This window comes from Streptomyces sp. ActVer, assembly GCF_027270795.1.
In the GTDB taxonomy this organism is placed as follows: Bacteria; Actinomycetota; Actinomycetes; order Streptomycetales; family Streptomycetaceae; genus Streptomyces; species Streptomyces umbrinus_A.
Window position 1 is genome coordinate 1 of sequence record NZ_JAPWHT010000652.1, and the last position, 4,116, is coordinate 4,116.

Consider the following 4,116-nt stretch of genomic DNA (forward strand, 5'->3'; position numbering starts at 1 on the left):
CACGGACCTACACCCTGCCGCCGCCCGCGACGAGCCGCCCGCCGGAGGACGACGAGCCGCAGGAATCCAAGGAGCCCAAGAAGTCCGAGGCCTCGAAGGGCGGGGACAACGGCGGGGACAAGTCCGAGGACAAGAAGCCCTGACAACCGGAACGCAGCGAAGCGAAACGTCACACTGTGGCGACGCTCCGTCCAAATTGTGAACAAGCCGTGGCGCGCCCGGGCCTCCTTCGCATAGAAATCCCGCATGTTCTGGGTCCTCCTCCTGCTCCTGGCCTGGGTCGCGGCCGGCACCACGTGCACGCGTCTGTGCCTGGCCTCCGTCCGCGCCGCCGCCGTCGTCGTCGACGAGACGGACCGGTTCCAGGGCCGCGGCCTCACGCTGTACGAGGCGGCGTTCCTGTCGGGCGGCCCGGCGCGGGTCGCCGATCTGACACTGGTGTCGATGGCCCGCCAGCGCCGCCTGCTGCTCGCCCACACCGGCTGGGCGACCGTCGTGGACCCGCGCGGCCGGGACGAGATGGAGCGCTCGGTGCTGGGCGCGATAGGCCCGTACGGGCAGTCGCGGATCGCGCCGGTCCGTACGACCGCGGCCGCCGCGGAGTCCGTACGTGTCCTCGCCGACCGCCTCGTCGCGGCGGGTCTCGCCGTGCCGGACGGCGCCCGCACCACCGTCGCGGGCGCCGTGCGCCAGGTGCGGGCCGCGGCGGCGGCCGTGCTGGTGCTGGGCGCGGTCGCCCTGTTGATGCCGTCTCAGGCGCAGGAGAACCGGGCCCTGGTGGCCATCTGGTTCACGCTCCCGCTCATCCTCACCCTGAGCTGCCTCGCCATAGCCCGGATCGAGGTCCACCCCTACACGCGCTGGGCGTCCCCGGCCGGCCAGCACCTGCTCAGCGCCCTGGCCCGCCGCGCGGACACCGGCAGCGACGACCGTACGTACCTCACCACCGTGGCCGTACGCGGCATCCGCGCGATCGGCGAACCGGACCTGAGGGCGGCCTTCGCGCACCGCGAACCGCACGCCTAGAGCGCGCCGGGGACGCACGCCGGACGCGCATCGGGGTCATTGGGACGACACCGGCGGGCCGGTGCTTTACTTCGCCAAGTACCAAACGAAATATCCCTTTTGTTGTTGCCGTGCACTGAAGGGAACGCGATGCGAGCTGCCGCCCTCTACGGAACGGCCGGGTCCCTGGTTCTGACCGCCGTCGTCGCCGCCCCCGCGGGCAGCGCCCAGACCCCCGTCGGCTGGACCGAACTGCACGGCACGGCCGTCGCCGCCCAGCGCGCCGCCGCCGAGGGCATCCGGTTCGGCATGTGCTCAAAGGAGCAGGACACCCCGGGCAGCCTGCAGTGCGGGACGGTGGAGGTGCCGCTCGACTACGCGCACCCCGAGGGCAAGAAGATCAAGCTGACCGTCAGCCGGGTGAAGGCCACCGGCAAGGACGGCAAGCGGCCGGTGGCGCGGCAGGGCGCGCTGGTCTTCAACCCGGGCGGTCCCGGCGCCTCCGGCATGTACTTCCCGCTGATCGGCATGATCCCCGAGTGGAAGCGCATCGCCGGTGCGTACGACCTCGTCGGCTACGCCCCGCGCGGGGTCGGCCGCTCGGCGCCGCTCTCCTGCCAGGACCCGAAGCGGCTCCTGAAGGGCCCCACGCAGTCGCCGACGTACCCCTCGGAGTCGTACAAGAAGGAGCGTGTCGCGCGGGCCAAGGCGTTCGCGCGCGGCTGCGTCGAGCGGTCGGGGCGGGAGATCCGGCACTTCTCCTCGCTCAACAACGCCCGCGACCTGGACGTCCTGCGCGCCGCCCTCGGCGAACGGAAGCTGACCTTCATGGGGGCCTCGTACGGCACGTACTTCGCGTCGCTGTACGCGACGCTGTTCCCCTCGCACGTACGCCGGATGGTCTTCGACTCGGCCGTGAACCCGGACCCGGAGAAGGTCTGGTACCGGAACAACCTCGACCAGTCGGTCGCCTTCGAGGGCCGCTGGGCCGACTTCCGCACCTGGATCGCCAAGCACCACAAGGTGTACGGGCTGGGCCGCACGCCGGAGGAGGTGCTGCGCAGTTACGAGCGGGCCCGGGCGCGGCTCGCCGCCGAACCCGCGGGCGGCAAGGTCGGTCCGGGTCAGCTCCAGAGCACGTTCCTGCAGGCCGGGTACTACGACGACTACTGGCCGCAGCGCGCGCTGGCGCTCTCCGCGTATCTGAAGGGCGACCCGCAGCCGCTGATCCGGCAGGCGGGCCCGAACCCCGACGCGGTGGAGGAGCAGGAGAACAGCAAGGCGGTCTACATCGCCACCGAGTGCAACGACGCGCCCTGGCCTCGGGCCTGGCACACCTGGGACCGCGACAACACCCGGCTCGCGCGCGTGGCCCCGTTCGAGACCTGGGACAACGTCTGGATGAACCTGCCCTGCGCGTACTGGCCCCTGTCCCGGCAGCGTCCGCTCGACGTACGCACATCACCGGGCGAGCTGCCGCCGACGCTGATCCTGGCGGCGGAACGGGACGCGGCGACGCCGTACGCCGGTGCGCTGGAGCTGCACCAGCGCCTGTCCGGCTCGGTCCTGGTAACCGAGCGGGCATCGGGCACACACGGCATCGGCGGCGGCTCCAACGCCTGCGTCAACGCCTACCTGGACGCGTACTTGCTGGAGGGCAAGCTCCCGGTACGACGCGCGGCCTGCGCGCCGCACAAGGAGCCGACCCCGGTCACGCCCCTGTAGAGGCGCGGGGCTGTGTACGTACAGGGCTACGCGAGCCCTGCGACCAGCTCGGCGACGGACTTCCGCCGCCCGGTGTAGAACGGCACCTCTTCCCGGACATGCATCCGCGCCTCGGACGCCCGCAGGTGCCTCATGAGGTCCACGATCCGGTACAGCTCATCGGCCTCGAACGCGAGCATCCACTCGTAGTCGCCGAGCGAGAACGAGGCGACCGTGTTGGCACGCACGTCCGGGTACCCGCGGGCCATCTTGCCGTGGTCGGCGAGCATCCGGCGACGGTCCTCGTCCGGCAGCAGGTACCAGTCGTAGGAGCGCACGAAGGGGTACACGCTGATGTAGTTCCGCGGCGTCTCGTCGGCCAGGAACGCCGGGATGTGCGAGCGGTTGAACTCCGCCGGCCGGTGCAGCGCCATGTTCGACCAGACCGGCTCCAGCGCGCGGCCCAGCTTCGTACGGCGGAAGAGGTTGTACGCCTCCTGGAGCTGGTCGGACGTCTCGGCGTGCCACCAGATCATGAGGTCGGCGTCGGCGCGCAGCCCCGACACGTCGTACGTGCCGCGGATCGTGACGTCCTTGGCTTCGAGCTGGTCGAAGAGCTCCTGGACCTCGTCCGCGTACCCGGCCCGCGCAGCGTCATCGGGGAGGACGTCTCGAAGTTTGAACACGGACCAGAGGGTGTAGCGGATGACCTCGTTGAGGTCCTTGGCCTTCTTGCCGGCGTTCGGGATCCTGGCCTGGCCGGTGGTGGGGGCGTCGTCACTCATGGGGCTATTCTCCCGCTCCGCCGTGCAGGCTCTGCACCGGGTTCGTGATCAGTGCGTCCGTGAGTCCGGCGCAGTCGCCGGTCAGCTTGTCCACGGCCGCGTTCGCGCTCGCGATACAGGCCGGGATGCCGACGCCGTCGTACGCCGCTCCGCAGACGGCGAGGCCCGGCAGCTTGCCGACGTGCTCGCGGATGCGGGCCACGCGCGCGTGGTGCCCGACCGGGTACTGGGGCAGTCCGTCGGCCCAGCGGGTCACCCGGGTCTCGACGGGCTCGGCGTCCAGGCCGGTGGCCTCGCGCAGGTCGTGCCGTGACACGTCGACGAGGTCCGCGTCGTCCCGGCCGAGGATCTCCGTCTCGCCGTACCGCCCGACGGACGTGCGCAGGACCACCATGTCCGGGTCCTCCTCCGCGATCCACCCCCACTTCTGGGAAGCGAACGTCGAGGCCTTGATGGTGCGCCCGTCGACAGGCGGCACCAGAAAACCGCTCCCTTCGGGGAGGGCGATCTCGTCGCGGCGGTAGGCGAGCGTGATCAGCGCCATGGAGGCGTACTCGACGGTCGCGAGCTCGGCCGCGGCGGCCGGGGCCTCGGCGCCGAGCAGCCCGGCCCCGGCACCGGC

General features: G+C 71.5%; 3 protein-coding genes and 1 pseudogene. 2 read left to right on the top strand and 2 right to left on the bottom strand.

All coding sequences use genetic code 11. The annotated features are described in order from the left end of the window. Window positions 1-246 precede the first annotated feature (246 nt). Both O3Q52_RS49785 and O3Q52_RS49790 read left to right on the top strand, forming a co-directional pair. A complete protein-coding gene (locus O3Q52_RS49785; protein ID WP_269655036.1) occupies window positions 247-1,026 on the top strand; it encodes a TIGR04222 domain-containing membrane protein in 780 nt (259 codons plus the stop codon). 129 nt (window positions 1,027-1,155) lie between these two features. Beyond that, window positions 1,156-2,730 (top strand): alpha/beta hydrolase, encoded by a 1,575-nt coding sequence (locus O3Q52_RS49790; protein WP_269655037.1) that lies wholly within the window; start codon window positions 1,156-1,158, stop codon window positions 2,728-2,730. 26 nt (window positions 2,731-2,756) lie between these two features. Here the strand turns inward: O3Q52_RS49790 and hemQ are convergent, their stop codons facing one another. Continuing rightward, a complete protein-coding gene (gene hemQ, locus O3Q52_RS49795; protein ID WP_269655038.1) occupies window positions 2,757-3,494 on the bottom strand; it encodes a hydrogen peroxide-dependent heme synthase in 738 nt (245 codons plus the stop codon). A gap of 4 nt (window positions 3,495-3,498) precedes the next feature. Then, window positions 3,499-4,116, bottom strand: a pseudogene (locus tag O3Q52_RS49800) (FAD-dependent oxidoreductase); the annotation flags it as partial.